This window comes from Baekduia sp. (assembly GCF_035996765.1).
Classification (GTDB): Bacteria; Actinomycetota; Thermoleophilia; order Solirubrobacterales; family Solirubrobacteraceae; genus Baekduia.
In genome coordinates, this window is the sequence record NZ_DASYJG010000013.1 from 1 (window position 1) to 22548 (window position 22548).

The following is a 22548-nucleotide window of genomic DNA, read 5'->3' on the forward strand; positions in this document are numbered from 1 at the left end:
GGTCACCAACCACAGCGCGGGCGGGCTCACCCAGGCCGACTTCGACCTGGCGGCGGCGATCGACGGTTTGCCGGGTGCGTAGCGACACTGGTACCGTTGCGGCAGTCGCTCCATGAACGACGACCCCTCTCGAAGTAGCGCCGGGCACGGACCCGGCCCCCACGCGTGACCGCACTGCTGCTCTTAGCTGTCGCGGTCCTGATCCTCGTAAACGGCTTCTTCGTGGCCGCCGAGTTCGGGCTCGTGCGCTCACGTCGCTCCTCGCTGCAGGAGCTGGCCGACGACGGCCACGCCGGCGCTCGCCGCGCGATGGAGCTGCACGACGACCTCAACCAGTACCTCTCGGCGTGCCAGTTCGGCATCACGCTCGCCTCGCTGGGTATCGGCTTCCTGGGCGAGCCGGCGATCGCGACGATCTTCGAGCCGATCTTCGGGAGCTTCTCCCACGGCGTGCAGGTCGGCATCTCGGTGGCGATCGCCTACGTGATCGTCACGGGCGTGCACGTCGTGGTCGGCGAGCAGGTCCCGAAGATCTACTCGATCATCCACCCCGACCGGATCGCGATCTTCGTCGCGCGCCCGCTGCGAGCGTTCAACATCGGGATGAAGCCGTTCATCTCGCTGCTGAACGTGGTCGCCAACGCGATCCTGCGGCTGCTGCGCGTCGATCCCAACGCCGCGTCCGAAGAGGGCGCGACGCCCGAGGAGCTGCGCATCCTGATCGGTCAGGCGCGCGCGGGCGGCAAGCTCGACGCGGGCGAGGCCGGGATGCTCAGCGGCGTCTTTCACCTGCACGAGCAGGAGGCGCGCCAGGTGATGACGCCGATCCCGGCGGTCGTCACGGTCGACCTGTCCGAAGACGTCGAGACGGCGCTGCGCCGCTGCATCTCCTCCGGCCACACGCGGCTGGTCGTCACCGAGGACGACAACCGCGACCGCGTGCGCGGCATCGTGCACTCCAACCGCCTGGCCCAGGCGCTGATGGCCGAGGGGCCCCAAGCGTCGCTGGTGCCGTTGGTACGCGAGGCCGTGATCGTCCCGGAGACCAAGCCGTTGGACGATCTGCTCGCCGATCTTCAGCGTCAGCGCTCGTCGATGGCGGTCGTCGTCGACGAGTACGGCCGCGTCGTCGGAATCGTGACCGTCGAGGACATCATCGAGGAGGTCGTCGGCGAGATCGACGACGAGACCGACCCGGCCGGCGGCCAGATCCGCCGGCTGGCCAACGGCGACTGGTTCGTTCGCGGGCACGTCGCGATCACCGATCTGCTCGACCACGGCGTCGAGCTGCCGGTCGACACCGACGCCTACAACTCGGTGGGCGGCTTCGTCTTCGCCGAGCTGGGGCGGTTGCCCAAGCGCGGCGATCAGATCACCGCCGACGGTTACTCGATCCGGGTCGAGTCGGTCCGCGAGAACCGCATCGAGGCGGTCCGCATCCGCGAGCGCCGCGCCCAGCAGGGTGCGGTGTCCGGCAGCGAACAGCGCGACGGCTAGAACCCGCGGCGGCAAAGGCGCAAGTTCTGCGCACGGCACGCGTTGGAGGCTTCTGGAACGGGCCCCGGAACGTGGACGGACTGACCGGGGCTCCGCCGCCTCTCGCTCGTGGGACAGCTGATGCGGCGACCGTAGAGGCGGGTGGGGCCGGGGTGGGTCCATCCGCAAAACGCCTTACGGGCGGTCGGCTTTGCCGGCCGCCCGGAGCGTTTTGGGCTTCGCAATCGAACCGGCTCGCCTTGAGGAGGGCTCTCAGGCGGCGCAGCGCTTTCTTGCTCAGAAATCGAACCGGCCCGCCTGAGGAGCGGGCCGGGTCGTGCTTCTGGGAGGAGGTGCACGTGCGAGTACGTTCGCGAGAGCGATTCTCTGCCCGCTTCCTGAAGACGCCTTAAAAGTTCGGAGGGAGCGGCAACGCCGCCATGCGATCGATCCAGGCGGCCAGCCGTGGGGTGGGCTCGAGATGGTCGATCAGGACGCCGTGGAAGAGGTCGTCATCGTCGGGATCGGCAGAGGTGGCGAAGCGTAGGAAGGGATAGGCGCAGATGTCGGCGGCGCCGGGCGTGTCGCCGAAGAGGTAGTCGCGGCCGTACAGGAGGCCATCAAAGCCGTGCTGCCAGCCGCGCAGCTGCGCGGCCCAGGCGGCGATGCGCTCGGTGTCGGCGCCGGACCCGTGGCGCTGGCGCTCGGCGTCGATCGCGTTGGGCGCCACCTTCCACACGTGGTTGAAGAAGGTGATGAAGCCCTCGACCTCGCGGCGCGCGGCGGGGTCGGCGGGGTAGAGCGGCGGCGCCGGCCAGGTCTCGTCGATCCACGCCACGATCGGCATCGAGTCGATCAGCATCTGCCCGTCGTCGGTCTCCAGCACGGGAACGAGATCCTGGCCGGAGACCGCGCGGACCTCGGCGCGGTCCTCGGGCGTGTGCTGGACCCACTCGTCCACGACGACGCCCTTGAGCCCAAGGGCGAGCGCGACGCGGTGGACGTTGGTGGAGTGGGGGATGGTGTGGATCCGCATGGCGCCTCAGTTGTACGTGTAGAAGCCGCGGCCGCTCTTGCGGCCCAGGGCGCCCTCGCCGACGAGCGCCGTCAGCGAGGCGGGGACGGCGGCGCCGATCGCCTCGCCGATCGCCTGGGCGACGTCGAGGCCGACGAAGTCCAGCAGCGCGAGTGGCCCCATTGGGTGGCCGGCGCCGAGCTGCATGCAGGTGTCGATCGCCTCGGCCGCCAGGCCGGTCTCCTCCTGGAGCGCGACGGCGGAGAAGAGGTAGGGGAAGAGCAGGCGGTTGACGACGAAGCCCGGGATGTCGGGGACGATCACCGCGGTCTTGCCGAGGCCTTCGCACAGGGCGGTCGCCCGTTCACGGGTCTGTGCGCTTGCCTCCTGCGGGAAGGCGAGCTCGACGAGCTTCATCTTCGGGACCGGGTTGAAGACGTGCAGGCCGACGAAGCGCTCGGGCGCGCCGCTGGCGCGGGCCAATTGGGCGACCGACAGCGACGAGGTGGTCGAGCCCAGCAGCGCCGTGTCGTTCGTGACCTGTGCCAACTCGCGCCACAGCGCGGCCTTGGCGTCGACGTCCTCGACGACGGCTTCGACGATCGCGGTTGCGGTGTTCAGCGCGCCCAGTTCCTGGACGATCCTGACGTGCTCGGCGTTGACCTCGCCGCTGAGCCGACCGCAGTTCTTGTCGACCGTGTCGCGCGCCCGCTGGGCCGAGCCGTCAGACCGCGCCCAGAGGACGACCTCCCCGTGGCGAGCGGCAGCAGCCGCCAGCCCACAGGCGATCGCTCCACTGCCGACGATCCCGAGGCGCTCGTGCATAGGGCGGGAGTTGTATCGGCTGGGGGCTAGGGGTGGTTGGTGCGGGCGTGGACGTGTTCGGCTCGGGCGTCGCTTGCGTGCGCCTCGTGGCGGCGCGGGTAGGCGATTCGGAGCCGAATCGCCATCAGACGCGTGGAACCCGCGATATGCACGGGTTCCACGCGCTCGATCGCACATTGACCGCGCATATATTGCGGTCCAGGTGTGATCGAGTTCACGAACGACATCGAACCCGCGATATATGCGGGTTCGATGTCGTCGAGTGTGATTCGGTGCCGAATCGCCCGCCCGGGCGCACGCGGACGACCGCGGACGCTGCGAGCCTCGCTCCCGCTCGCTCTCCTCGGTGCCGACGAATCACGCTGCGCACCACCAGCCACGCCGCGCACTGAGCGCCAAGGACGTCACGTCCCTACCCCCAGCGAAACCCCGTCGCGCTTGCCGCAACCGGCAGCGGGCTCGACGGCAGCCCGGCCGGCGGCTCGACGTCGTTGTACCCACCCGGCGCCACGTCGTTCGGCCCATCCGGATGGAAGATCGACGCGAGGTACTGGATCTGCCCGCGGCCGACGCCGAGCTCGAACTGGCCGCCGCCGTACATGGCGATGCTGCGGTCGTCGCAGTACTCATAGGCCTTGAAGAGCGGGCGGAGGCCGCCGAGGCGCGACGGCTTGACGTTGACCATGTGCGGTGGGAACGGCAGCGAGATGATGTCCTCGACGCTGTGGATGTTGCCATCCCAGGTGATGCGGTCCTGGTAGGGCTCCAGCGCCGGCCAGGTCTCGTCGGTAATCGCGGGGTCCTCGATCCACGCATCGGGGAAGCCCTCGGCGACGAGGCGATACAAGGCCGGGTCCGCCGGGTTGTCGACAACCGACCCCTGGTACAACCCCTTCAAGTCCACCGTGTCGACCGCGCCGGTCGCCACGAGGTCGGCGACCAGCGCCGCGTCCCACGACGCCGTCGGGTCCAGCTTGAAGCGCAGGCCCGGATAGCGGTCCAGCCGGGCGCGCAGCGGCGCCATCGTCGCGGGCTCGCCGAGGCGCAAGGACACCACGAACGTCATCGGGCGCGCCTCGCGGCCCAGCGCCTCGGTCAGCGACAGACCCGCTTGGCGCAGCGCGAGGTCCAGCGCCGCCGACTCATAGGCCCACACGCGGTAGAGGACCGACGCGTCGTGGCGCGCCGGCTCGGGCCAGAGGTCGAGCGTCGCGAGGTGGTCGCAGAAGGACTCGAGCGTCCACGTGCCGGCCAGCGGCTGCGTCGCGCCGGCGGCCTGCAGCGCGTCCTGGTCTTCGACCTCGTAGCTGACGTCCTCGCCCAGACCCTCGTGGCCGTCACCGCGGAAGCGCAGCACCGTCGACACGCGGGTGAACGCGCTGGAGACATCGCGCTGCAGACGCTCCAAGGCATAGTCCTCGATCTCCAAAGGCAGGTCGGCGACCTTCTCCCAGAGGCCGCTCATGAGGCGGTCGCCGGCGCGTCGCCTGACGGCCGCTGCTCCAGCCGCGCGACGAGCTCGTCGAGGCGCAGCTCCTCCAGTCCGCGCCCGACGGCGTCCAGCTCACCCGCGCAGAACTCGACGAGCCCGCGCCCCTCCTGGCAGAGGTCGAGCGTCTCGCGCAACCCCGCCTCACCCGAGTCCAACCGCTTGATGATCTCCTCGAGCCGCCCGGTAGCGGCCTCGTAGCTCTGCGTGGTGCTCACGCGCCCTCCTCGGGGTTCTTAGGGTCCTTGTCGATCTGCGCGTTCACGTTGCCGTCACCGAAGAACAGCCGGACGTCACCGAGCGTGCGGGCCTGCTGCGCCGACGTCACGATCCCACCCGCGCCGTCGTCGACGATCGCGTAGCCGCGGGCGACCGTGCGCTCGGGGTCGTGGGCGGCAAGCGCGGCCGCAAGGCTGTCTAGCGCCGCACGCCGCGCGCGGTCTTCGGGTCCGGCCGCAGCGCCCACCTTGCGCGAGAGGACGAGCGCGCGCCGCGCGATGCGCTCGCGATCCTCGACCACCCGCCGTCGCGATGCGGCGCGCAGCTCGCGCAGCCGCTGGTGCAGCGCGGTGCGGTGGCGCTCGATCGCCTGGGCGGGCGCGCGTGACAGCGCGGCGAGGTGGCGTGCGCGGCCGACGACCGCGCGGCGCCCGTGGGCCTCCAGCCCGGCGGCGCGGCGCGCCAGCGCCTGGCGCGCCTCCAGCGGGTGCGTCGGGACCGCTGACTCGGCGGCGTGCGTCGGCGTTGAGCAGCTGACGGCCGCGACGTCGTCGATCAGCGTGCGGTCGGTGTGGTGGCCGACCGACGCGATGACCGGGATGCGCAGCAGCGCGACGGTCCGGCACAGCGTCTCGTCGCAGAAGGCGAACAGGTCGGCCAGCGAGCCGCCGCCGCGGGCGACGATGACGACCTCGACCTCCTCGATCGCCGCGAGATCCTGCAGCGCGCGGGTGATGGCCGGCGCCGCGTGGCGATCCTGCACCGGCGCGAAGGCCCAGACCAGGCGGCCGGCCCACCCGCGGCGGTGGAGCCCGGCCAGCACGTCGTCGCGCGCCTTGCCGCCCTCGCCGGTGACGACGCCGATGCAGCGCGGCAGCGCCGGGCGCGCCAGCGCCTTCTGGGGCTCGAACAGGCCGGCGGCGCCGAGCGCGCGGCGCAGCGCCTCCATCTGGGCGAGCAGGTCGCCGTCGCCGGCAATGCGCAGGCCGGTGACGTCGAAGGAGAACGACGGCGACGAGGTGCGCGAGCCGGGGTAGTAGTCGGGGCCGCCGGCGACAACGACCTGGCAGCCGTCGACGAAGACGCCAGGTCCGAATCCCAACCGCTCGAAGTCGTTGCGCCACATCGCGCATGGGACCGCGCCGTCGCCGTCGCGCAGCTCGAAGTAGACCTTGGCCTTGGACAGCCGGAAGTTCCAGACCTCGCCGAAGAGCTGGACCCGCGCGCGCTTGCGCAGCTCTTCGCGCAGCTTCTCGGCGTAGGCACCGACGGGGAACGGGCCGGCGAGCGACGAGCCGGCGATGCCCTCGGGGCGGGGAATCGGTGAGGATGGTTGCGTGGTCACCGCGTCACCGTCGCCGCCGCCAGCGCACGCAGCACGCCGGGCTTGTCGTCGCCGCACGGCACCGCCACCAGCGTGGTGACGCCCGCGCGCTCATAGATGGCCAGCCGCTCGTCGAGCCCGGCGGGCGTTGTCGCAATCGCACCTGCGTCGACCAGTCCGTCGGTCACCGCCGCCACCGCACCGAGGCGGTCGCCGGCCAGGCCCTTCTCCTGAACCTCGCGCGCGGCGGCTCCGTGACCCTGGCGCTCGGCCAGTTCGACGTAGAAGTTCTTGTTCTTGGCGCCCATCGAACCGAGGTAGAAGGCCAGCCACGGGCGAATCGCATTGCGCGCCGCATCCAGGTTCTCATCGATCGCCAACGGCACGACCGGTGCGATGTCGATGTCGGCCAGCGAGCGTCCCGCGGACTCGGCGCCCTCGCGCAGCGGGCCCAGCAGCAGTTCGGGCTCGGTCGGGTCGAGCATGAACGGCAGCCAGCCGTCGGCGATCGCGCCCGTCTGGCGAACGGCCTTGGGCCCGATCGACCCCAGGTAGATCGGCAGCCGCTCCTGGACCGTCCGTGCCAGGAGCTTGAGCGGCTTGCCGAGGCCGAGGGGTGGGTGGGCCGGATCACTCGCGCCCTCCATGTCCATCAGGATCGGCTCGTGCGCCAGCGCGCGACGCACGACGTCGACGTACTCGCGCGTGCGCTTCAAGTTGGTGGTGAACGGCACGCCGTACCAGCCCTCGCTGACCTGCGGCCCGCTAAGCCCGAGGCCGAGCCGAAAGCGCCCCTCGCTCAGCACGTCCAGCGACACGGCCGCCATCGCCGTGGCCGTCGCCCGGCGCGCCGGGATCTGCATCAACCCCGAGCCCAGCCCGATCCGCTCGGTCTTGCCGGCCAGCAGCCCGAGGACCGAGACCGCGTCCTGGCCCCACGCCTCGGCGACCCAGGCGGAGTCCAGCCCGAGGCGGTCGGCGAGCATGGCAAGCTCGACCTGCTCGGCAGGCGTGAACCACGGCCAGTAGGCGAGGAAGACTCCCGCACGCATCAGCTCTGAGGGTATCGGCGGTTCAGGCGGCCAGGCGCCCGCCGACGAACTGCGTCAGCCCGGCGATGCGCTGGCGGACTTCGGCGTAGCCGCGGGCCTTGAGCCCGTCGACGATCTCGTCGGGCTCGAAGATCCGCACGCCGCTGCGCGCACCGACGAGGTCGCCGACGGTGCGGCCTGGGGCCGACTGCAGCCGACAGCTGGTGAAGATCGCGATCCGGCCGCCGGGCGTCAGCACGCGCGTCATGTGGTCCAGCGCCGCATCGGGGTCGGCGAAGAGGTTGAGCGCCGCAAAGCAGCAGACGGCGTCGAAGCTCGCGTCGCGGAACGGGAGCGCCTCGGCGTCGCCGCGGATGTAGGCGACTTGGCCAGCCGGTGTGTCGGCGACCGCGCGCGCGAGCATCGTGGCCGACGCGTCGATCCCGACGGCGAGGCCACCGACGCCGACGATCTGAGCGAACTCGCGCGTGAAGTTGCCGGGCCCGCAGGCGACGTCCAGGACGCCGTCGCCCGGCGTGAGGCCGAGCAGCAGCCTGGCGATGCGGTGCTCGTCGCGCATCCCGCCGGCCAGCGCGCCCTTCAGCACGCGGCCCCACGCGGGCCGCCACCAGCGCTCGTAGACCAGCGGCAGCGCGCGCGAGCGCATCAGCCGCTGCGCGACGCCGGCGTCGTCGGGCAACGCCTCCTCATCGCCGCCACCGAGCAGGTCGAGGTAGCCGTGGCGCAGGTCGGGAAAGCCCGGCTGCTCGCGCACCTGGGGGTCGAGCAGCGGCACGGCGCGGGCGAGCGCGTCCGGCAGCCCGGCCTCGTCGCGCGCCGCCATCGCCGGCCTAGTGGTCTGCGGTCGTGTGTGGTTCGGGCGCCTCAGCACCGACCCCGCCGATGGCCACGGCGTCGGTGACCGAGCGCAGCGTGCGCATGCCGGCCTCGGCGTGGTGGCCGCGCGTCTCGCCGTCGAAGCCGAGCGCGGTCAGGCGCGCGATCTCCTGCTCACCGAGGACCCGCGCCGGATGATCGGCGGCCAGCGGATCGATCAGACGGGCGATCCGGTTACGAAGTTGCAGCGCGAAATGCGGCGTCGAGGCGCCCATGAGCTGGCGGACGTCATCGACGGTGACGTCGCGGTTGAGACGATCGGGGCTCTCGGCCTGGCTCATGGTGTGGGGGCGCTTCCGCGTTCGTTGACGGGGACGATCTCCAGGAGAGCGTCGATCTGCGATTGGACGGCGACAGAGAACGCGCTCTCGTCGCCGATGATCCAGCCGTGATTGTAGACGCCGCGCACCGGATCCCTGGTGTAGCCAGGCTGCACGTCGAGCAGGTAACCCTGCAACGCGGTCGGCACCTTGGTCGGGTCGTCGGTCACCAGGAGCGGGCCGTAGGTGCCGCTGGCCGACAACGGTGCGGCGGCGCCGGCATCGCCCGGGCGGTGAGTGTCGGCGAAGACGAAGCCGTGGCCAGGATCGACGACGCCCCAGCCGAACGCGCCGTCGACGAAGCGCGCGAAGGCGACCGAGGACGCCGCGGGGCTCGCGCCGGCGATGCGCGTCACGCTGCCGAGCTTCTTGAGCTGCTTCAGGACCTTGTCGGAGACCGCGCTGGACGGGCCGAGGACATAGATCTTGGGCTGCTGGTGGGCCGCGATCGCCGCGCGGGTGTCCTCGGGCACGCTGTCGCGACGGGTGAAGAGGATCGGGTCGCCGGACTTGGCCGCCCAGGCGGCTGCAGGCATCGCGTACTCCGGTGCGTCGGCGCCGACGACGACCACGCGGTCGCTCGTGGTCCCGTGCGCAGCGGCCTGGAAGGCGTCGATGGCGCGGGCGAGCGCGAAGGCGCCGTCGCCGCGCAGGTCGGTGGTCTTGGTGCCATCGAGCTCGGGCACGTCGCCGACGCGGATGACCTGTGCGCCGCCGGCGTCCTTGGAGCCCGTGGGCGCCAGCGCGGCCAGCGCGTTCTGGGTCGCGGCCGGGAGCTTGTCGGTGCCGTGCGCGTAGAGCAGCGGCGCGCGGATCGGCGCGCTCATCAGCACCGAGGCGGCGAGGCCGACGCGCCAGTCGCTGTCGTCGGCGAGCACGACGGCCTGCGGGCGGGTGATGCGCGATGCGCCGGTGTAGACCGCGCGCGCCGCGGCCGCGGCGTCGGCGATCGGATCGGCGCCGCCGATCCGCGTCGTGTTCTTGGTGGCGAACGTCGGGAAGCCGAGATCCTGGGCGGCCGTCGTCTCCGTGCCTTTGGCACCGGTGGTCGGCGTGGTCGGTGTCTGGCCGTTGTTGTCGGTGTCGGAGCCCCGGCCGCAGCCGGCCACGACCAGCGCGACAACGAGCACCGCGGCGGCGATTCGCGCGAGACGCATGGCCCGGCAGGCTACGTCCTCGGTCCGTCGGCACGCGCTGATCCGGCCCCACTCGCCGCCCCATCCGCCGACGCAGCTCCATGGATCATCCGTCCGGAGGCGAACCATCGGGGTGGGGATCGGGACGCTGCTCGCCGAACCACGGGGTGCAACCTGCATTGCGGGACGCGGATGTGCATCTTTCCGCCCCGTCGTGTAGGTTTCCGACCACGCCGAACCGCTGGTGAGGAGCCAGTGGGCGGGGGACCCAGGTTGTTTGGGGCGAATCACACGGTTATCCGTGAGAAGCGCAGGCTCTTTCCGCGCTAGCCCGTCAGCTAACCCCGCAGGCCGACGAAAGAGGATTCGACCTTGCGGGCATCTGCCCTTGTGCTGACGATCGTTGCATCGCTGGTAGCCGCTCCTGCGGCGCTGGCGCAGTCGACGACCGGTGGCGCAGACCCTTCCAGCACGATCCCGGCGACGGCAACCGTCCCGGCCGACACCGGTGGCGCCACCTACGGGCAGCCCAACCCGGCGACCACGCAGCTCACCCCCGAGCAGACCGCGACCATCCTGCCGACCGGCTACGCCGCCGCGCCCGCCTCGGCGCCGCAGGAGGTCAAGGACGCGATCGCCGCCGCCAACGAGATCATCGGCAAGCCCTATGTCTACGGCGGCGGGCACAACGCCAAGTTCCTCTCGCGCGGCTATGACTGCTCCGGCACCGTCTCCTACGCGCTGCACGGCGCCGACCTGCTGCCCCGCCCGCTGGACTCCTCGTCCTTCATGAAGTGGGGCGCCAAGGGTCCCGGCACCTGGTTCACGATCTACACGAACCCGGGCCACGCCTTCGCCGTCATCGCCGGCCTGCGCCTCGACACGAGCGCCGCGGGCGACCCCGCCGGCGGCAAGGGCCCGCGCTGGCGCCCGGTGCTGCGCAGCACCAGGGGCTTCACGGCCCGCCATCCGGTCGGCTTCTAGCCGACCTTCGCGGGCCAGGGGCTAGGCTTAGGCCCAACCCCTTTCCCACGATCTGCACGGAGGCCCGATGCCGGGCGTTAGTGGCCGTTTCTCGACGGTCGTGAAGGCGAAGATCTCGAAGCTGCTGGACCGCGCCGAGGATCCAGCAGAGACGCTGGACTACAGCTACCAGAAGCAGCTGGAGTCGCTCCAGAACGTCAAGAAGGGCATCGCGGACGTCGTCACGGCGAAGAAGCGACTGCAGATGCAGTCCTCCAAGCTCGAGCAGTCCGTCGTCAAGCTCGACACCCAAGCGCGCCAGGCCCTGTCGCAGGGCAACGAGGAGCTCGCCCGCGTCGCGCTGGAGCGCAAGAACGTCGCGCAGACCGAGCTGCAGGGGCTCGACTCGCAGGTCTCAGAGCTCGAGGCCCAGCAGCAGAAGCTGATCGACTCTCAGCAGAAGCTGACGACCAAGATCGAGGCCTTCCGCACCAAGAAGGAGGTCATCAAGGCGCAGTACTCGGCCGCCGAGGCCCAGGTGCGGATCTCCGAGGCCGCGACCGGTGTCGGCGAGGAGATGGCCGACGTCGGCCTGGCGATGCAGCGCGCCGTTGACAAGACCGAGCAGATGAAGGCCCGCGCCGACGCCGTCGGCGAGCTGGAGGCATCCGGCGCGTTCGAGGACCTCACCCAGCTCGGCGAGGGCGGCGATGACGACATCGACCGTCAGCTCAAGGAGCTGTCGAGCACCGCGACGGTCGATGACGAGCTGGCCAAGATGAAGGCGGAGATCGGCTCGGGTGCAGCTCCGGCGGAATCCAAGCAGCTCGAAGAGGGCCAGGCATGATCGTCCGCATCTCCGCGGACGGCCAATACGAGCTTGCCGACGACTTCCACGATCGCCTCAACCAGCTCGACGACGCCGCGGTGGAGGCCGTCGACCGCGACGACGAGCCCGGTTGGCGTGCCGCGTTCGACGAGCTGCTCGCGTTCGTTCGCGACAACGGCACGCGGACCGGCGAGGACGACCTGCGGCCGTCGGACATCATCCTGCCGCCCGCCGACATGAGCTACGTCGAGGCCGGCGCCGACTTCACCGGCGAGGGCCTCGTGCCCGACCCGGCCTCTGACGCCGTCGGCTAAATCGGGATTCCCCAGAGGGGGAACCAGCGCTCGAGCTCCTGCTCAACCGGGAGCTCGGCGCCCAGCTGGGCCTTGATCTGCAGCTCGCGCTCGGTGCTGCGCTGCTGGTCGCCGCCTGCCGGTACGAACGGGTACCAGGTGCCGCGCTTGTAGTTGTAGATGAAATAGACGGGGTGGCCGTCTGACTGCTCGAAGGCGAAGACGGCGCAGAGCACGCGGTTGCCGTAGCCGCCGAGCGCGAGCGCGTCGCTGACGGCGTTGACGCCAACGGCGAGATCGTCGATGTCGTCGTCGTGCAGGACCATCCAGCGGTAGCCGTAGGTGTCGTCGCTGGTCGTCAGCGTGGTCCCGGTCTCCTCGCCGGTGCCGCGCACGACCGCCTCCATCTCGGTGACGATCTGGGCGAAGTCCCCGGTCGCCAGCGGCTGGAAGACGATCGCGGCCGCGCCCCGGCTCTTGATCCCCGGGCCGGTCTCTAGCGAGATCGCCGCGGTCGTGATCGCGAAGAGGCGGTCGGGCGCGGGGCCCTTGACCTTGCTGCGGCCCAGCAGCGCGTCGAAGAGGCCCACGAGCTAGGAGGCCAGGGCGACGTCGCTGATCCGGCCGCCGCTCTGCAGCTGGGACTCCAGCCGCGACAGCGCCTCGATGCGCTTCTCCATCGGCGGGTGCGTGGAGAACAGGTTGTAGAGCGAGTCCTTCACCTTGACCGGCACGATGTAGAAGGCGTTCATCTCGGCGTGGGCACGCAGGTCGGACTGCGGGATGCGGTCGTTGACGCCGCTGAGCTTCATCAGCGCCGACGACAGCGCCGACGGGCGGCCGGTGATGACCGCGGCGCCGCGGTCGGCGGCGAACTCGCGGTAGCGCGAGAGCATCCGCATCAAGAAGAAGCTGACGACCCACACGACCGCCGAGATCAGGATCACGGCCATGAAGCTCGGGCCGTCGTCGTCGTCGTCGCCGTATCCCCCGCCGCCATAGCCGCCGCCCCCGAAGAGGAAGCCGAACTGGACGATCATCGACGCGATCGAGGCAAAGAAGCCCGCCAGCGTCATGATCATCACGTCGCGGTTGACGATGTGGGTGATCTCGTGGGCCATGACGGCTTCGAGCTCGGCGGGGGAGAGCAAGTCCATGATCCCCGTCGTGGCGCAGACCGAGGCGCTCTTCTGCGAGCGGCCCAGCGCGAAGGCGTTGGGGACCGGTGAGGCGACGACCGCGATCTTCGGCTTCGGGATGTCGGCCTGGACGCAGAGGCGCTCGATCATCGCGTGCAGCTCTGGCGCCTCCTGGGGCGAGACCTCCTGGGCGCCCATCGAGCGCAGCGCCAGCTTGTCGGAGGCGAAGAACTGGAAGCCGAGGAACAGCCCGCAGCCGATCAATGCGATCGCCCCGCCCGCGCTGGCGAAGAGCACGGCGAAGAAGACGATGTAGACGAGTCCGAGCAGGAGCATCGTGGTGAGCATCCGCACCTGCAGGCCCGTGTCCCGACCGAACGACGTGTTCATGGGCCTAAGGGTAGTCCGCCTGTATTAGGGAATGCTGAAGTCGGCTGCCCGCACGGCGAGTTGCAGGGCGGCGGGGCACGCCTCCTACCATCCCGGCCGCATGCGCCTGCGCCACGTGATGGCCGGTGCCGTCCTGCCGTTGGTCCTCTGCGCCTCGCTGTGGCTCGTCCTGCCGCTGGGGTCGCAGGCCACCACGCCCCAGGGCCGCGCCGCGTCCCTTCAGCAGAAGATCCAGACGACCCGCGGGAAGATCGGCCGCCGCAAGGGCACCGAGCACGTCCTGACGTCCGACATCCAGCGTTGGTCGAGCAAGATCAATCGACTGCAGGGCTCGATCAGCACGCTGCAGAGCCGCGAGGGCCGCATCCAGGACGATCTCGACGCGCGCCGCGCCGAGCTGGTGCAGACCCAGAAGGACCTGCGCAGCGAGCGCGCGCGGCTGGCCCGGCTGCGCGCGCGCCTGGCGGAGGGCCGCAAGATCTTGTCGCGGCGTCTGGCTGAGCTCTACGAGGCCGACAAGCCGGATCTCATCACCGTGGTGCTCAACTCCAACGGCTTTGCCGACCTGCTGGAGCGCGGCGAGTTCCTCGGCCGCATCCAGGACCAGGACAACACGGTCATCAAGCTGGTCCGCAGCGCCAAGGCCGACGCGACGAGCACCGCCGCGCGCCTGGACAAGCTCGAGGCGCGCCAGCAGCAGCTGACGGCGATCGTGTTGCAGCGCCGTGACCAGGTCGCCGCGGTCAAGAACCAGCTGATCGGCACGCGGGTGGGCTACGCGCAGACGCGGGCCGGCAAGGCCAACGCGCTGAGCAAGGTCCGCACCGAGCGCAAGTCGCTGGAGACCCACCTCGACGAGCTCCAGAAGGAGTCCGACAAGGTCCAGGCGCAGTTGCAGGGCGGCGTCGGGCTGCCCGCCGGGCCGATCCACGGCGGCAGCGGTCGCTTCATCTGGCCGGTCAACGGCCCGATCACCGCACCCTTCTGCGAGCGCCGCGCCTGGGAGGCCTGCCACCCAGGCATGGACATCGGCGTCCCGACCGGCACCCCGATCCGCGCCGCCGACGGCGGCCGCGTCGCGATCGCCGGCTGGGAAGGCGGCTACGGCAACTACACCTGCATCCAGCACACCGCGTCGCTGTCGACGTGTTACGGGCATCAGTCGGTCTTGAAGGTGCACGTCGGCGAGCAGGTGACCCAAGGCCAGATCATCGGGCTCTCGGGCTCGACCGGGCACTCCACCGGACCGCATCTGCACTTCGAGGTGCGCGTCAACGGTGCGGTGACCAACCCGATGAACTACCTGTAGTCGGGCGCGGGCGTTTGTGGCGCGCAGTGCGGGCGCTGGCCGTTGCGCGCGGCGTGGCTTGTCGTCACCGAGGAGAGCGAGCGGAGCCGAGGCTTCGCGGCGTTGGCTCGTCGTCCGCGGGACTCCGTCTCGACGTCTGCACCGTCTGGGTGCTTTTCTCGAGACCTAGTGAGATCCGTGTCGAGCAACGGTTGTCATGGAGCCTTTGCTCGACACGGACCGCCCGAGCCCAGGCGCAAACGGACGACCGGCGGCGCCACGAGGTGCCGGCTCCGCCTCACTCCCTCGGTGCCGACAGATCCCGCTGCGCGCAACGACCCGCGCCTCGAGCTGAGCGCCCTCTACCTCTGCGCCCGCATCGCCCGCGAGAGAAACCGCACTGCGACCCCCTGGAGCTCCGCGTCGTGCTGGATCGAGCGGTGGTGCCCACCGGGCACCACGACGAGCTTCGACGTCGGCGCCGCTGCGTGCAGCGCGCGGGAGAGCTCGACGGGGACGACCTCGTCGCCCTCGGCGTGCAGAAGGAGCAACGGCACGTCCAATGCGCGGGCTGCCTCGGTCTCGTCGTGGGCGACCAGCAGCGCGACGACGGCATCGCGATCGACGGTGAAGTCAAACCGCCCGCTGCGGACCCCGACCGACAACCCCACCGCCGACGCCGGGCAGATCGCCACGACCGCGGCTGCGCGGGCTTCGGCGGCGGCGACCAGCGCGAGGTAGCCGCCCATCGAGGAGCCGCGCAGGCCGACCTTCTCGATACCGGCGCGCTCGCGCAGCAGGTCGGCCATCCGCGCGACGTCGTCGATCGCCCGGCCGTCCAGCGGGCCGGGGCTCTCGCCGTGGCCGCGGGCGTCGAAGGCAAGCACCGCGAGGCCGCCGTTGGCGCACGCGCGGGCGAAGTCGAAGTGGCTCTCTTTGCGTGAGTCCGCGCCGTGCAGGAGGACGACGCCGGCGGTCGCCGGGGGCGAATTGGGCGAAAAATCGGCCCGGGCGGGCGCGAACCGCGCCCATGCCAGGCCGTCAAGTTCTCCGGTCTCGACGGGTGGGTCAGCCCGAACGGTGCGCATGGCGTGGCATCATGCCGCCCCGCCGATGGCGACCACGCAGACCTCCGTCTCTCATGTCTGGCCTTTGGGCACGACCCTCGACGCCAACGGCGTCCTGCAGCTCGGCGGCTGCGATGCGCGCGAGCTCGCCCGGGAGTTCGGCACGCCCGCCTACATCGTGGTCGAAGACGACTTGCGGACCCGCGCGCGGCGCTTCCTGGCGGCCTTCGCGGCGCGGACCGACGACTTCGAGGTCCACTTCGCCTCCAAGTCGTTTCCGGCCACTGCGGTCCTGCGGCTGTTCGCGCAGGAGGGCCTGGCCTGCGACGTCGCCTCCGGCGGTGAGCTGCACCTCGCGCTTAACGCCGGCTTTGACCCCAAGAAGATCCACCTGCACGGCAACGCCAAGAGCGAGGCCGAGCTGCAGATGGCGCTGGACGCCGGCATCGGCGACATCGTGGTCGACAACCTCGTGGAACTGGAGCGGCTGGAGCGGCTGATCCCGTCCGGTGCCCGGCAGCGGATCCTGCTGCGCATCGCGCCCGGCGTCAGCCCCGACACGCACCCTAAGATCTCGACCGGCGGCCCGAACACCAAGTTCGGGTTCAACCCGGCCGACGCTGCGGTTGCCATCGAGCGCGCGCAGCGCTCCGACAAGCTCGACCTCGATGGCCTGCACTTCCACATCGGCTCGCAGATCCTCGACCTCGCGCCGTTTCGCGCTGCGCTGGAAGCCGTCGCACAGCTCGGCGATTTCAGGACCTACAACATGGGTGGCGGCCTCGGCGTCGCCTACACCCACGAGCAGTCCGCGCCCGAGATCGAGGAGTACGTCGAGCGCAAGGTGGGGCTGATGCGCGAGATCCTCGGCCAGGGCAAGCGCATCGCCGATGAACCAGGTCGTGCGCTCGTGGCCCACTCGACCGTCACGCTGTACACGGTGGAGTCGGTCAAGCACAACGTGGTGGACTACGTCGCCGTCGACGGCGGCATGTCGGACAACTTGCGTCCGATGCTCTACGACGCCCGCTACGAGGCGATGGTGGTCGGAAGACCACAAACGCCGGGCACGCCCGTCCACCTCGCCGGCAAGCACTGCGAGTCCAGCGACGTGATCATCGCCGACGTCGACCTGCCCGATCCGCAGCCAGGCGACATCGTCGCCGTGCCCGTCACCGGCGCCTACGGGCATGCGATGGCCAACAACTACAACGGTCAGCCGCGACCCCCGATCGTCTTTGTCGGCGATGGTCATGCGCGCACGGTCGTGCGCCGCGAGACCTACGAGGACCTGACCCGGAGGGATCTGTAAATGCCCGACCCGTTCCGCATCGGCCTGCTCGGCCGCGGCACCGTGGGCGGCGCGTTTGCCGACCTCGTGGCGCAGCGCGCCGACCACGTCGCCAACATCACCGGCCTGCGCCCCGAGGTCACCGGCGTCCTGCGCCGCAATGAGGGCGACTTCGACGACATCCTCGACAACGCCGACCTGGTGGTGGAGTTGATGGGCGGCCTGGAGCCCGCGCGCGAGTACGTCGTGCGCGCGATGGCGGCCGGCAAGCACGTCGTCACCGCCAACAAGCAACTGCTGGCCGAGCACGGCGAGGAGCTGTGGACGGTCGCCCGCGAGCACGGCGTGCAGCTGCGCTTCGAGGCCGCGGTCGGCGGCGTCGTGCCCGTGGTCAGGGTCCTGCAGGAGTCGCTGGCCGGCGCGCACGTCGAGCGCCTGCACGGGATCGTCAACGGCACCACGAACTTCATCTTGAGCCGGATGGCCGAGACCGGCGCCGAGTACGCCGACGCGCTGGCCGAGGCGCAGGCGCTCGGGTACGCCGAGGCCGACCCGACCGATGACGTCACCGGCAAGGACGCCGCCGCGAAGATGGCGATCCTCGCGCGGCTGGCGTTCGACACGCCGGTCGCGCTGAGCGAGATCCCCTACGAGGGCATCGAGCACCTCACCGCCGACGACCTCGAGTACGCCCGCGAGCTCGGCCTCGGCCTCAAGCTGATCGGCACGGCCGAGCGCGTCGACGGCGGTCTCAGCGTCCGCGTCCACCCGGCCTTCCTCTACGGCGCGCATCCGCTGGCGTCGATCAACGGCCCGTTCAACGCGGTGACGATCGAGTCGCCGGCGATCACCGAGATCACCCTCAGCGGCCCCGGCGCCGGCGGCCCGCAGACGGCCTCCGCCGTTCTCGGCGACGTCATCAGCGCGATGATCCCGCCCGCGTCCACGCCCGAGCCGTCCGCCCGCCTGGCGATCGTCGCCGACGTCACCAGCGCCTTCTACCTGCACGTCGAGGTCGCCGATGAGCCCGGCGTCCTGGCCCAGCTCGCCCAGATCCTGGGGCAGGAGGGCATCAGCGTGAAGTCCTTCGTGCAGAAGGGGCTGGGGAGCAACGCCCGGTTGGTGATGGTGTTGCACCCCGTGCTCGAGTCCCAGCTGTTTGCCGCGGTCGAGTTGATCGCCGGCCTGGAGTTCGTGCGCTCACGCCCGCGCGCGATCCGCGTCATCGACGAGGAGTTCTGAGAAGCCTGTGCCCGGTCTGATCGAGCGCTACCGCGACCGCTTGCCCTTTGCCGCCGACGACCCCGTCGTCTCGCTGCAGGAGGGCTCGACGCCGCTGGTCCCCGCCCCGCGGCTGAGCGAGCGCGTCGGCGCCGAGGTCTTCCTCAAGATCGAGGGGGCCAACCCGACGGGCTCCTTCAAGGATCGTGGGATGACGTGCGCGGTGAGCGACGCTGTGCGCACCGGCTCCGAGGCCGTGCTCTGCGCCTCGACCGGCAACACCGCCGCGTCGCTGTCGGCCTACGCGGCGCGTGCGGGCATCCGCGGCGCGGTGATCGTGCCCGAGGGCAAGATCGCCACCGGCAAGCTCGCCCAGGCGCTGATGCACGGCGCACGGGTGATCGCGCTGCGTGGCAACTTCGACATGGCCCTCAAGCTCGTGCGCGAGGTCTGCGACCGCCAGCCGATCGCGCTGGTCAACAGCGTCAACCCCTTCCGGATCGAGGGGCAGAAGACGGCGTCGTTCGAGATCCACGAAGAGATCGGCTCGATCGACGCGCTCTGCATCCCGGTGGGCAACGCGGGCAACATCACCGCCTACTGGAAGGGGTTTCAGGAGATGGGAGAGTCTCCGAAGATGCTCGGCTTCCAGGCCGCGGGCGCGGCGCCGCTGGTGCACGGCCACGTCATCGAGAACCCGGAGACGATCGCGAGCGCGATCCGCATCGGCAACCCGGCGCGCTGGGAAGAGGCGATGGCGGCGATGACGTCGTCCCAAGGCATGGTGCGCGCGGTCACCGACGAGGAGATCCTCGATGCCTACCGCTTCCTGGCCTCCGGCGAGGGTGTCTTCTGCGAGCCGGCCAGCGCCTCGGGCGTCGCCGGGCTGCTGAAGTACGGCGCGCCCGAGGGCGTAACGCGGATCGTCTGCATCCTCACCGGCCACGGCCTCAAGGATCCGCAGACCGCGCTCATGCAAGCCGGCTCGGTGGTGCCATGCGAGCCCGAGTTGAACGCTGTCGAGCACGCCGTCCTGGGCTAACGCTCCGGTTTTTGGGTTCTGACTTTCCGAACACGCAAAAAGTTTGCGCGTGATTTTGGCCGCGCCTGCGTTTCAGCGAGGGAGGTCCGCCATGAACCATCACCCTTCTGATTTCTCCGTCACCGTCGGCCACCACCGCGACACCGTCTCCCTCGCCCCGGCCGGCGACATCGATCTCGCGACCGCGCCGCTGGTCGCCGACCACCTGGAGGCGCTGGCAGCGAGCGGCGATGTGTCCCACGTCCTCATCGACCTGCAGGGCGTCACGTTCTTCGATTCCACCGGCGTTGCGCTGCTGCTCGGCTGCTGGCGTCGCGCCGAGCGCGAGGGCTGGGAGCTGACGATCGTCAACACCCCGTCGGACGCGCGCGGCGTGCTGTCGCTGTGCGGGTTGCTGGAGCTGTTGTCGCTCACCTGAGCCTGCGCGCGATTCGGATAGGGTCCGGCGCGCATGGAGCGTCGTCGCCTCGTCCGCGTGCCCGCCTCCTCGGCGAACCTCGGGCCGGGCTTTGACTCGTTCGCCGCCGCGCTGGCGCTGCACACCGAGATCGAGGTCGTCGAGACCGGGCGCTTTGCGGTCGTCACCGATCTTGCGATCGCCAAGGACCGTCGCAACCTCGCCGTCCGCGGCTTCGAGCGCCTCCATCCGCCGGATCGGTTCGAGTTCCGGATCCGCTCCGACATCCCGCTGTCGGGTGGGCTGGGGACGAGCGCGGCCGCTTACGTCGGCGGGCTGCTGGCGGCCGATCATCTTTTTGAGCTTGACGCCGACGTCCTGCAGCTGGCCTGCGAGCTGGAGGGCCATCCCGACAACGTCGCCGCGGCGCTGCTCGGCGGCTTCGTCATCTGTGACCCGGACCCGCCCGCCCGCCCCACGCGCTTCGACGCGCCCGCCGGCCTAGAGGCGATCCTCGTCGTGCCGCACGAGGCCGTGCGCACCAAGGAGGCGCGCGCCGCGCTGCCGGCGACCGTCCCGATGGCCGACGCGGTCGCCAACATCGCCCACGCCTCGCTGCTGACGCTCGGCCTGGCCCGCGGCGACTGGGATCTGGTTGGCCGGGGCCTGGCCGATCGTCTCCACCAACCCCACCGCGCCCACCTCTTTCCCCGCTCGATGGAGCTCGTCGAGCGGGCGACCTCCTTCGGCGCCCTCGGCGCCACGATCTCCGGCGCCGGCCCGACCGTCCTGGTCTGGTGCCACTACGAGCAGACCGGCGCGGCGATGGAGGCATTGCGCCGCGAGGCCGGCGACTGGGCCCAGGTCCTGCGCGCGCCGTTCGAGCCTCATGGGGCGGACGTCCGCGAGTTGTAGGGGTTGGTTGGGCGGAGTGCGTGCGTCTGTGGCGCGCAGTGCGGGCGTTGGTTGTGGCGCGCGACGTGATGTGTCGTCACCGAGGAGAGCGAGCAGAGTGGCGCCTCGGGGCGCGACGGGTCGTCTGTGGGCGCCGGGGGCTGATCGTCCGTGTCGAGCAAAGGGCCTATGACACCCTTTGCTCGACACAGATCTCACTCGATCTCGAGAAAAGCACCCATGCGGTGCAGAGGTCGAGACGGACCCCGGCGGACGACGAGCCAACGCCCGGCCCCCGCTCCGCTCGCTCTCCTCGGTGACGACGAACCACGCCGCGCACCACGAACAGCGCTTCGCACTGTGCGCCACAAGACGCCTGCGCCACAAGTCATAGAACTACGCGTGGATCGTGACTGGCGTCCCGATCCGCACATGGCGCATCAGCTGACGCAGCGCCGCGTTGGTCGAGCGGACGCAGCCGTGGCTGACGGCGTGGCCGAGCGTCCAGGTGTGCGGTGTCGCGTGGATCGCGACGCGGTCGCCGCCGCCCCAGCCCTGGGCGATCTTCGGCTGGTGGCCGTTGAGCGCGAGGATGCAGCAGCCGTAGTCGGAGGCCGCGTTGCCGGTCCGCAGCCGGTCGGTCACCGCGAACTTCCCACGTGGTGTTGGCGTCGCGTCGGTTCCGACGGCCACCTTGTAGCGGTCGGTCAGCTTGCCGCGGTGAAAGACGGTCAGCGTCCGGCGCGAGAGGTCGATGACGATGCTCCGCGGCTGGCTGAAGAGCGCGCCCGCGCTGAGCGGCAGCCAGCCGACGTGGTGATGCTCGTAGGAGGTGCGGACCAGGACCCAGCCGGGCTTGCGCGCTGCCACGGCGAGAATCGTCGGGGACTTGAACTCCGTCTTGGTGTGGATCCGCGCGACCATGCGGCCGTCGGGGGCCGTGCGCAGCATCGTGCGCCGGCGCACGTGGAATGCCAGCGGCGGCCGCAGCTTGGAGGCGCGCGACGAGGCGGATGGCTTGCTCCGGGCGGGCGCGGGGGCCGTCGGCGTCGCGCTCAGCGTCGGGGTCTGGGCGGCCGTGGTCGTGGTGTCCTGGGACGGCTCGACGTCGGCACCGCAGCCGCCAATGGCCAGCGCCAGGAGCGCCGCCGCGGCGCCTCCCAGCACGGCACGGCGATGGCTCATCGAGCCGAGGCGCCGTTCCCGGAGGCGTCGAGGAGCGGCCGGAGCTGCTTGCGGGCGTCGGTGAGCTGCAGGCGGCCCAGCAGCTCATCGGCCAGCGCGAGGTAGTCGGCGCCGAGATCGGGGCGGTGGTCGATGATCGAGACGGCCCGCTCGGCGGACTCGGCGTAGGCGATCGACTGGCGCACGACCGTGTCGAGCAGCTTGTCGCCGACGTGCTCCTTCAGTGACGCCTGCGCCTCGCGCGAGTGGACGGTGCGCATGTCGGCGATGGTGAAGACGACACCGAGCCACCCCAGGTCGGGGTTGAGCCCGTCGCGCGCAAGCTCGATGACCTCCAGCGCCTGCTCGACGCCCTGCAGGGCGAAGTACTGCGCCTCGGCGCTCAGCAGCGCCTGGTCGGCGGCGACCAGCGCGTTGACGGTCAGCAGCCCGAGGTTCGGTGGGCAGTCGAGGAAGATGACGTCGAAGTCGTCCTCGATCGGCTTGAGCGCCTTGCGCAGCGTCAGCTCGCGGCCCATCTTGCCCGCCAGCGCGACCTCGGCCTCGGCCAGCTGCAGGTTGGACGGGATGACGCTCACGCCGTCGGGCGCGACATGCAGGGCGGCCTTGGCCTTGACCGCGCCCACCAGCACATCGCGGATCGTCGGCTCGGCGTCGGCGGCGACGTCGAAGTAGTCCGACAGGTTGCCCTGGGGATCGAGGTCGACCGCCGCGATCCGCAGACCGGCACGCCGGAACGTGTCGGCGAGATGCCGGACGGCGGTCGTCTTCCCGGTGCCGCCCTTCTGGCTGAGAACAGCAATCTTCAGCGCCATTG

24 protein-coding genes and 1 riboswitch are annotated in these 22548 nt (G+C 70.7%); of the genes, 10 read left to right on the plus strand and 14 right to left on the minus strand.

Features of this window, described 5'->3' with window-relative positions; all coding sequences use genetic code 11:
* Nucleotides 1-165: 165 nt before the first annotated feature.
* The gene (locus VGO10_RS02545; RefSeq protein ID WP_327464819.1) at nt 166-1497 is read left to right on the plus strand and encodes a hemolysin family protein; all 1332 of its coding nucleotides are present in this window, start codon (nt 166-168) and stop codon (nt 1495-1497) included.
* A 388-nt stretch (nt 1498-1885) separates the two neighbouring features.
* On the opposite strand, the gene VGO10_RS02550 is transcribed toward VGO10_RS02545, so the two are convergent.
* The 9 genes from VGO10_RS02550 to VGO10_RS02590 form a co-directional block, all read right to left on the minus strand.
* On the minus strand, nt 1886-2512 hold the full coding sequence (locus tag VGO10_RS02550) for a glutathione S-transferase family protein (protein ID WP_327464821.1): 627 nt from the start codon (nt 2510-2512) through the stop codon (nt 1886-1888).
* A gap of 6 nt (nt 2513-2518) precedes the next feature.
* Nucleotides 2519-3316 (minus strand): 3-hydroxyacyl-CoA dehydrogenase family protein, encoded by a 798-nt coding sequence (locus VGO10_RS02555; protein ID WP_327464823.1) that lies wholly within the window; start codon nt 3314-3316, stop codon nt 2519-2521.
* Between the two features lie 412 nt (nt 3317-3728).
* Nucleotides 3729-4781 (minus strand): hypothetical protein, encoded by a 1053-nt coding sequence (locus VGO10_RS02560; RefSeq protein ID WP_327464825.1) that lies wholly within the window; start codon nt 4779-4781, stop codon nt 3729-3731.
* Nucleotides 4778-5023 carry an exodeoxyribonuclease VII small subunit gene (gene xseB / locus VGO10_RS02565; RefSeq protein ID WP_327464827.1) on the minus strand — a complete coding sequence of 82 codons (246 nt, stop codon included), beginning with the start codon at nt 5021-5023 and terminating at the stop codon, nt 4778-4780. The genes VGO10_RS02560 and xseB overlap by 4 nt, the downstream gene beginning before the upstream one ends.
* Nucleotides 5020-6369: an exodeoxyribonuclease VII large subunit gene (gene xseA, locus VGO10_RS02570; RefSeq protein ID WP_327464829.1), complete on the minus strand. Its 1350-nt coding sequence runs from the start codon at nt 6367-6369 to the stop codon at nt 5020-5022. Before xseA ends, xseB begins: the two co-directional genes overlap by 4 nt.
* Complete coding sequence (locus VGO10_RS02575; protein ID WP_327464831.1) at nt 6366-7400, minus strand: LLM class flavin-dependent oxidoreductase; 1035 nt, start codon at nt 7398-7400, stop codon at nt 6366-6368. Before VGO10_RS02575 ends, xseA begins: the two co-directional genes overlap by 4 nt.
* Nucleotides 7401-7422: 22 nt before the next feature.
* Nucleotides 7423-8223: a class I SAM-dependent methyltransferase gene (locus VGO10_RS02580; protein WP_327464833.1), complete on the minus strand. Its 801-nt coding sequence runs from the start codon at nt 8221-8223 to the stop codon at nt 7423-7425.
* 7 nt (nt 8224-8230) lie between these two features.
* Nucleotides 8231-8557, minus strand: coding sequence for a hypothetical protein (locus tag VGO10_RS02585; protein WP_327464835.1), 327 nt, complete (start codon nt 8555-8557; stop codon nt 8231-8233).
* The gene (locus VGO10_RS02590; protein ID WP_327464837.1) at nt 8554-9753 is read right to left on the minus strand and encodes a cell wall-binding repeat-containing protein; all 1200 of its coding nucleotides are present in this window, start codon (nt 9751-9753) and stop codon (nt 8554-8556) included. The genes VGO10_RS02585 and VGO10_RS02590 overlap by 4 nt, the downstream gene beginning before the upstream one ends.
* Before the next feature lie 200 nt (nt 9754-9953).
* Nucleotides 9954-10100: riboswitch (cyclic di-AMP (ydaO/yuaA leader) on the plus strand.
* A gap of 4 nt (nt 10101-10104) precedes the next feature.
* On the opposite strand from VGO10_RS02590, the gene VGO10_RS02595 reads away from it, so the two are divergent.
* The 3 genes from VGO10_RS02595 to pspAA all read left to right on the plus strand — a co-directional run bounded on the left by VGO10_RS02595 (nt 10105) and on the right by pspAA (nt 11838).
* Nucleotides 10105-10716, plus strand: a complete 612-nt coding sequence (locus VGO10_RS02595; RefSeq protein WP_327464839.1) for a hypothetical protein — start codon at nt 10105-10107, stop codon at nt 10714-10716.
* Nucleotides 10717-10783: 67 nt separating this feature from the next.
* Nucleotides 10784-11542 (plus strand): PspA/IM30 family protein, encoded by a 759-nt coding sequence (locus tag VGO10_RS02600; RefSeq protein ID WP_327464841.1) that lies wholly within the window; start codon nt 10784-10786, stop codon nt 11540-11542.
* Nucleotides 11539-11838 (plus strand): PspA-associated protein PspAA, encoded by a 300-nt coding sequence (pspAA, locus tag VGO10_RS02605; RefSeq protein ID WP_327464843.1) that lies wholly within the window; start codon nt 11539-11541, stop codon nt 11836-11838. Before VGO10_RS02600 ends, pspAA begins: the two co-directional genes overlap by 4 nt.
* On the opposite strand, the gene pspAB is transcribed toward pspAA, so the two are convergent.
* Together pspAB and htpX are read right to left on the minus strand one after the other, a co-directional pair.
* Entirely contained in the window at nt 11835-12407 is a 573-nt protein-coding gene (gene pspAB / locus VGO10_RS02610; RefSeq protein ID WP_327464845.1) for a PspA-associated protein PspAB, read from the minus strand. The two genes, pspAA and pspAB, sit on opposite strands and share 4 nt — an antisense overlap.
* A 3-nt stretch (nt 12408-12410) precedes the next feature.
* The gene (gene htpX, locus VGO10_RS02615) at nt 12411-13346 is read right to left on the minus strand and encodes a zinc metalloprotease HtpX (protein WP_327464846.1); all 936 of its coding nucleotides are present in this window, start codon (nt 13344-13346) and stop codon (nt 12411-12413) included.
* Nucleotides 13347-13446: 100 nt separating this feature from the next.
* Here htpX and VGO10_RS02620 point away from each other — a divergent pair, with 100 nt between their 5' ends.
* On the plus strand, nt 13447-14655 hold the full coding sequence (locus VGO10_RS02620; protein ID WP_327464848.1) for a murein hydrolase activator EnvC family protein: 1209 nt from the start codon (nt 13447-13449) through the stop codon (nt 14653-14655).
* Between the two features lie 341 nt (nt 14656-14996).
* On the opposite strand, the gene VGO10_RS02625 is transcribed toward VGO10_RS02620, so the two are convergent.
* Nucleotides 14997-15722 carry an alpha/beta hydrolase family protein gene (locus tag VGO10_RS02625; RefSeq protein ID WP_327464850.1) on the minus strand — a complete coding sequence of 242 codons (726 nt, stop codon included), beginning with the start codon at nt 15720-15722 and terminating at the stop codon, nt 14997-14999.
* A gap of 25 nt (nt 15723-15747) precedes the next feature.
* Here VGO10_RS02625 and lysA point away from each other — a divergent pair, with 25 nt between their 5' ends.
* The 5 genes from lysA (at nt 15748) to thrB (ending at nt 20567) form a co-directional block, all read left to right on the plus strand.
* A complete protein-coding gene (gene lysA / locus VGO10_RS02630; RefSeq protein WP_327464852.1) occupies nt 15748-17013 on the plus strand; it encodes a diaminopimelate decarboxylase in 1266 nt (421 codons plus the stop codon).
* Nucleotides 17014-18234 carry a homoserine dehydrogenase gene (locus tag VGO10_RS02635; protein ID WP_327464854.1) on the plus strand — a complete coding sequence of 407 codons (1221 nt, stop codon included), beginning with the start codon at nt 17014-17016 and terminating at the stop codon, nt 18232-18234.
* Between the two features lie 7 nt (nt 18235-18241).
* A complete protein-coding gene (thrC, locus tag VGO10_RS02640; RefSeq protein WP_327464856.1) occupies nt 18242-19255 on the plus strand; it encodes a threonine synthase in 1014 nt (337 codons plus the stop codon).
* Between the two features lie 91 nt (nt 19256-19346).
* Nucleotides 19347-19673, plus strand: coding sequence for an STAS domain-containing protein (locus tag VGO10_RS02645; protein WP_327464858.1), 327 nt, complete (start codon nt 19347-19349; stop codon nt 19671-19673).
* 33 nt (nt 19674-19706) lie between these two features.
* A complete protein-coding gene (gene thrB, locus VGO10_RS02650) occupies nt 19707-20567 on the plus strand; it encodes a homoserine kinase (RefSeq protein WP_327464860.1) in 861 nt (286 codons plus the stop codon).
* A 375-nt stretch (nt 20568-20942) separates the two neighbouring features.
* On the opposite strand, the gene VGO10_RS02655 is transcribed toward thrB, so the two are convergent.
* Both VGO10_RS02655 and VGO10_RS02660 read right to left on the minus strand, forming a co-directional pair.
* Entirely contained in the window at nt 20943-21731 is a 789-nt protein-coding gene (locus VGO10_RS02655) for a L,D-transpeptidase (protein WP_327464862.1), read from the minus strand.
* Nucleotides 21728-22546: a ParA family protein gene (locus tag VGO10_RS02660; RefSeq protein ID WP_327464864.1), complete on the minus strand. Its 819-nt coding sequence runs from the start codon at nt 22544-22546 to the stop codon at nt 21728-21730. Before VGO10_RS02660 ends, VGO10_RS02655 begins: the two co-directional genes overlap by 4 nt.
* Between the last annotated feature and the right edge of the window lie 2 nt (nt 22547-22548).

Bases quoted from the DNA above. Each gene is read 5' to 3' on its own strand.
- VGO10_RS02625 (WP_327464850.1), bottom strand. From the start codon at position 15,722: ATGCGCACCGTTCGGGCTGACCCACCCGTCGAGACCGGAGAACTTGAC.
- VGO10_RS02600 (WP_327464841.1), top strand. From the start codon at position 10,784: ATGCCGGGCGTTAGTGGCCGTTTCTCGACGGTCGTGAAGGCGAAGATC.
- pspAA (WP_327464843.1), top strand. From the start codon at position 11,539: ATGATCGTCCGCATCTCCGCGGACGGCCAATACGAGCTTGCCGACGAC.
- htpX (WP_327464846.1), bottom strand. From the start codon at position 13,346: ATGAACACGTCGTTCGGTCGGGACACGGGCCTGCAGGTGCGGATGCTC.
- VGO10_RS02645 (WP_327464858.1), top strand. From the start codon at position 19,347: ATGAACCATCACCCTTCTGATTTCTCCGTCACCGTCGGCCACCACCGC.
- VGO10_RS02575 (WP_327464831.1), bottom strand. From the start codon at position 7,400: ATGCGTGCGGGAGTCTTCCTCGCCTACTGGCCGTGGTTCACGCCTGCC.
- VGO10_RS02590 (WP_327464837.1), bottom strand. From the start codon at position 9,753: ATGCGTCTCGCGCGAATCGCCGCCGCGGTGCTCGTTGTCGCGCTGGTC.
- thrB (WP_327464860.1), top strand. From the start codon at position 19,707: ATGGAGCGTCGTCGCCTCGTCCGCGTGCCCGCCTCCTCGGCGAACCTC.
- VGO10_RS02580 (WP_327464833.1), bottom strand. From the start codon at position 8,223: ATGGCGGCGCGCGACGAGGCCGGGCTGCCGGACGCGCTCGCCCGCGCC.
- VGO10_RS02555 (WP_327464823.1), bottom strand. From the start codon at position 3,316: ATGCACGAGCGCCTCGGGATCGTCGGCAGTGGAGCGATCGCCTGTGGG.
- VGO10_RS02620 (WP_327464848.1), top strand. From the start codon at position 13,447: ATGCGCCTGCGCCACGTGATGGCCGGTGCCGTCCTGCCGTTGGTCCTC.
- VGO10_RS02560 (WP_327464825.1), bottom strand. From the start codon at position 4,781: ATGAGCGGCCTCTGGGAGAAGGTCGCCGACCTGCCTTTGGAGATCGAG.
- lysA (WP_327464852.1), top strand. From the start codon at position 15,748: ATGGCGACCACGCAGACCTCCGTCTCTCATGTCTGGCCTTTGGGCACG.
- VGO10_RS02635 (WP_327464854.1), top strand. From the start codon at position 17,014: ATGCCCGACCCGTTCCGCATCGGCCTGCTCGGCCGCGGCACCGTGGGC.
- VGO10_RS02655 (WP_327464862.1), bottom strand. From the start codon at position 21,731: ATGAGCCATCGCCGTGCCGTGCTGGGAGGCGCCGCGGCGGCGCTCCTG.
- VGO10_RS02660 (WP_327464864.1), bottom strand. From the start codon at position 22,546: ATGGCGCTGAAGATTGCTGTTCTCAGCCAGAAGGGCGGCACCGGGAAG.
- VGO10_RS02550 (WP_327464821.1), bottom strand. From the start codon at position 2,512: ATGCGGATCCACACCATCCCCCACTCCACCAACGTCCACCGCGTCGCG.
- VGO10_RS02585 (WP_327464835.1), bottom strand. From the start codon at position 8,557: ATGAGCCAGGCCGAGAGCCCCGATCGTCTCAACCGCGACGTCACCGTC.